The 3,934-nt window shown below is 32.4% G+C and carries 6 protein-coding genes; 1 reads left to right on the top strand and 5 read right to left on the bottom strand.

The window, feature by feature from the left end; translation table 11 throughout:
- Nucleotides 1-94: 94 nt before the first annotated feature.
- Both CS063_RS17235 and CS063_RS17230 read right to left on the bottom strand, forming a co-directional pair.
- The gene (locus CS063_RS17235) at nucleotides 95-622 is read right to left on the bottom strand and encodes a hypothetical protein (RefSeq protein ID WP_099450904.1); all 528 of its coding nucleotides are present in this window, start codon (nucleotides 620-622) and stop codon (nucleotides 95-97) included.
- A gap of 25 nt (nucleotides 623-647) precedes the next feature.
- Entirely contained in the window at nucleotides 648-857 is a 210-nt protein-coding gene (locus CS063_RS17230; protein WP_099450903.1) for a hypothetical protein, read from the bottom strand.
- A gap of 116 nt (nucleotides 858-973) precedes the next feature.
- Here CS063_RS17230 and CS063_RS17225 point away from each other — a divergent pair, with 116 nt between their 5' ends.
- Nucleotides 974-1,267 carry a DUF2513 domain-containing protein gene (locus CS063_RS17225; RefSeq protein WP_099450902.1) on the top strand — a complete coding sequence of 98 codons (294 nt, stop codon included), beginning with the start codon at nucleotides 974-976 and terminating at the stop codon, nucleotides 1,265-1,267.
- 85 nt (nucleotides 1,268-1,352) lie between these two features.
- Here the strand turns inward: CS063_RS17225 and CS063_RS17220 are convergent, their stop codons facing one another.
- The 3 genes from CS063_RS17220 to CS063_RS17210 all read right to left on the bottom strand — a co-directional run bounded on the left by CS063_RS17220 (nucleotide 1,353) and on the right by CS063_RS17210 (nucleotide 3,756).
- Nucleotides 1,353-1,766: a hypothetical protein gene (locus tag CS063_RS17220; protein WP_099450901.1), complete on the bottom strand. Its 414-nt coding sequence runs from the start codon at nucleotides 1,764-1,766 to the stop codon at nucleotides 1,353-1,355.
- A gap of 38 nt (nucleotides 1,767-1,804) precedes the next feature.
- A complete protein-coding gene (locus CS063_RS17215) occupies nucleotides 1,805-2,662 on the bottom strand; it encodes a hypothetical protein (RefSeq protein ID WP_099450900.1) in 858 nt (285 codons plus the stop codon).
- Nucleotides 2,663-2,853: 191 nt separating this feature from the next.
- Nucleotides 2,854-3,756 carry a DNA cytosine methyltransferase gene (locus CS063_RS17210; protein ID WP_180270850.1) on the bottom strand — a complete coding sequence of 301 codons (903 nt, stop codon included), beginning with the start codon at nucleotides 3,754-3,756 and terminating at the stop codon, nucleotides 2,854-2,856.
- Nucleotides 3,757-3,934: the final 178 nt, after the last annotated feature.

The raw sequence follows: 3,934 nt of genomic DNA, 5'->3' as shown, positions 1-3,934 counted from the left end.
CACATGACCATGCCAACCTACAGCTTTTTCACCACACATAATACAATTACTTGTTTTATACCTATTCATACAATCCCCTCACCAATCTCTGATTTTATTTGCTATTACTTTCTTTCAGTAGAGGTTGCAAGTACGTTTTAAATATCTCGCATATTGTAACTGCACCATTTGGGTACTCTTTTACAACTTCTATCAACTCACTATCCTCTACGATTTGATCTACTGCGATATAGAAACCTTCTTCGCCGTAATATTCAACATCTTTCACTGCTTCTATTTGCTCATTACATTTATCATCATCATCCGAGTGTTCATAATAATTCTTGATTCTATCAATTGTTTCCTGCTTACTTTTTTCTAAGTTGAATTTACTACGACTAGATATCTTATCTAGCAAATAATACTCATTGATTCTACTCATTAGGTTTAAAAAGCTTTCATGATCGTTGCGTCCCCATGAATACGTATAATCTCCACAATCAGAAACAATTGATAGCGTGTAATTATCATGGTCTAACGAGATACGTGCCCACATACATCTCCAATATAAGTCTGGGTCTTCATCTTTATTAAATCTCATTGCATACGTTGTTATATTAGGTTTAATAACTTTACACTTCATTTTTCATACTCCTCAAATTTGGATTTTAAATTCTCTCATATAGACCACAATAACCATTTTTTACTCTATAAAAAGCAACTGGCTCTTCACCTTCTTGTACAGGTCTTTTCATTTTTTGACATTTACTTTTACTATAAAGATTTTCAAATTCGTCACCACATCCATACATTGGCAAGCCTGTTGATTTACAATACTCTGCCGTATATGTCTTGTAATACTCATTAAATTTTTTCATTTTATCACCTGTCTTTACAAATTCTTATTTTTTATTACACATTTTCTTATAAAATTTATAACCTCTACATATTTATAGACTATTCTAAATTTACATACAATCAAAGGAGGCGACTTATGCGCTTAGATTTTGAACTACTTATCAACATAATGGCATACATTGAAAGCACTTTAGGATTTAAATCCATTCTACCTACTGCACAAGTATGTTTTGCACTACAAAAAGATCATCCTAACATATATAGTGAGTCACAAGTAAAATATGCTATAGCCAAGTTAGAGGAAGCTGGTTTTATAAAGCTGGACGAACGCAAATCTTGCATAGAAGATATTTCATGGGAAGGTCATGTTTTCATCAATAAATTTAGAACTTACCCAAATTGGGGTGCTTATACTGAATGCAAAGACTAAGTTAATTCTTAGTCTTTTTTATTGTGATAGCATATTTTTGATATACATAATTCAAAATTCATTTTGTATTTAGCTACATTATCACCTAACTTGCTAAATTATCTCTTACTTTACTTAGCACTAGTCCTTTGCTTAACTTGTCTTTGCTTATTAACAAATAGCAATCTAGAGATTTACAATATCCTCTTCTAAGCCTTACAGAATTTCTTATCGTATGTACGCATACAAATAACTGTTCCGCTGCCTTTTCAACCCCTAAAAACTCTACTACATCATCATCTTTAACTTTGTAAACGTATTTATAAGTATATGTACTAGGATTTCTTTTTTTGGGCTTATAATTAGCCCTATACCATGCCCTTTCACTTTCTAGCATCTTTTCTCTATTTTCCTGCCTATATTTTTTTCTTTTCTGTGATATGACCTCTTTATTAGTTTGGTAATACCACTTCATGTACTCTGCTTGTGTTGTAAACCCATGAGGGCTTTTTCTTCCCATATGTATTACCTCCATAAATAACATTTATTTTTATTAGGTTATCTATAGTCCTTCCAAGCTACTGTTTTAAAAATAGCTTTATGATTTACCCATCTTGCGAACTTCTTTTGGTATTCATCCATTTTATTAAAAGGCATTACGAATGGATCAACTTTCAGCTCTCTTAATTTTTCTATTCTGTACAAATCTTCCTCTGGTGTGCTCCAATAACCTATAAGTACATAGCACATAATCTTATATGGCTTAATATACTTAGTCATGGTCTTAAGCTGTTCTAGTATATTTTGTTTTGGGTTATCCCATGCTATATGTACTTGCTTATGGTGCTTTAGTTGGTTTAGGTAATATGCCTGTTCCTCGTTCATTATTCTTACATCTACACCATGTAAGTTAACAGGATGTTTCCACTCTAAAAGCTTTTCTATCGCAAATTTCCATTCTGGATTAGCAAAGAAATTATTATCTAATACTTCTATGTGTTTGCCATTCGGATTTAATTCTAGCGGATCTACTGGATGTATATATCCCTCTTTCTCCCTTACTACACAAAACGGACAAATCCTTATACATCCTCTGCTGAAAAACTGCATTGAATAATGATGTTGTGGGTATATGCTGTAATCTAACTTAGTTATAGATTCTATTTGTTGTGATAGTTTACTTGAAATATCAAATCCTGTGCCCCCACGTATTATCTCAGCTTCTGGTGGGTAATAATCATAGTCATTGCTGAAATTAAATAACTTACTAGCATATACCTTTTCTATATTGGCTTCTATATCCATTAAAGGATTTAACCAATCAACATGATCGCCTTTTTGTTTGTGGTATGCAGCTATTTTCATAAGTGCTATGTTTGGCATTTTGCCATCTATATCTAGTAATCTTACTTTCATATCTTTTTAGGAGTTCTCTAGAGATTTAAGGGCCCACTCTTTCCTCCTATTCTTCTTTTAATATTTCAAATGACTCACATTCTCCGTCTACTATTTCTAAATACCCACATTGACAACATCCATTACTACAATTTTTACAATCTTCATTGTCACAATGTACTACCATATTCTCACCTCAACAAAAGTCAATTTTATTTAATACCTCTTAATATGTGAGATATAACTTTCATAGTCCATCCGTCTCCCAATAAACCTGCTGCGGAATTTCTGTCCAATATACTCGTATACCCAACAGGTATTGTCTGAAGCTTTTCTAATTCTTCTTGGTACAAGTATCTAGTGCCGTTGTAGACTCGACAATCCACATTATCTTTTATATAATCAATCTCTTTTGCACTCATGCCTTTAAAGTGTCTATTGTAATGTTTTACACATTCAACATAATGCTCTTGAGACCTAAAAATTAACGTAGTAAATCCAGTAGAATAGTACCTATGAAACATTTTTAATGGTGTAGTCAACGGCCTACTGTCACTTTCTAGTAGACATCTCGATTTTTCTCGATCACTCCAGCCATCTATCAAAATATCATTAAGTTTAACGTTTTCGTTCTTTGGTCGTGTTACACTTGGAATATTGGTCCAATAAAGTCTGTTTCTTAATTGAGCTGAAACTAATTTGCTATTTATATTAATAGGCTCTACTCCTAATAATTGTGTGATCACATCTCTGTCTTTTTTATCCATTCCTCCTACATTTTCTAGAAGGAAGTACTTTGGTTTAGCTTCTTTTAATATTCTGTAATACTCATAAAATAGACTTGATTTATCTCCATCTAAACCTTTTCTATGCTCCTTACACATGGCCACACTTAGATTTTGACAAGGACTTCCTCCGATAAGAATATCTATATTTCCTAAAGAATTTCCGTTAATTTCTGTAACGCTACCGAGTTGTATAGTATCTGGATGATTATGTTGCGTAACTTTAATTGCATCCTCTTTAATTTCACTAGCGTAATATTTATGTACTTTAATCCGAGCATCTATAAAAGCTTCTCTACCACAACTCATTCCATCAAATAAACTTAACACATTCATTTTTTCACAGGAGTAAATAGCTATTTATCGGTCGACCAAACCTCTTTACCCCTTTCTATTTTTTTATTCATACAAAAACTAATTTTATTACTCAAACAATGTGATTTGTGTACCCTTTACGTTAGACCATATAACTTCTATTCTTCGTTTACCTTGTTCGGCTTGTGCATTT

It is taken from the genome of Sporanaerobium hydrogeniformans (assembly GCF_002735925.1).
Lineage (GTDB): Bacteria > Bacillota > Clostridia > Lachnospirales > Cellulosilyticaceae > Sporanaerobium > Sporanaerobium hydrogeniformans.
The sequence above is the reverse complement of the archived record's forward strand: the minus strand, read 5'-3'. Positions and strand labels throughout refer to the sequence as shown.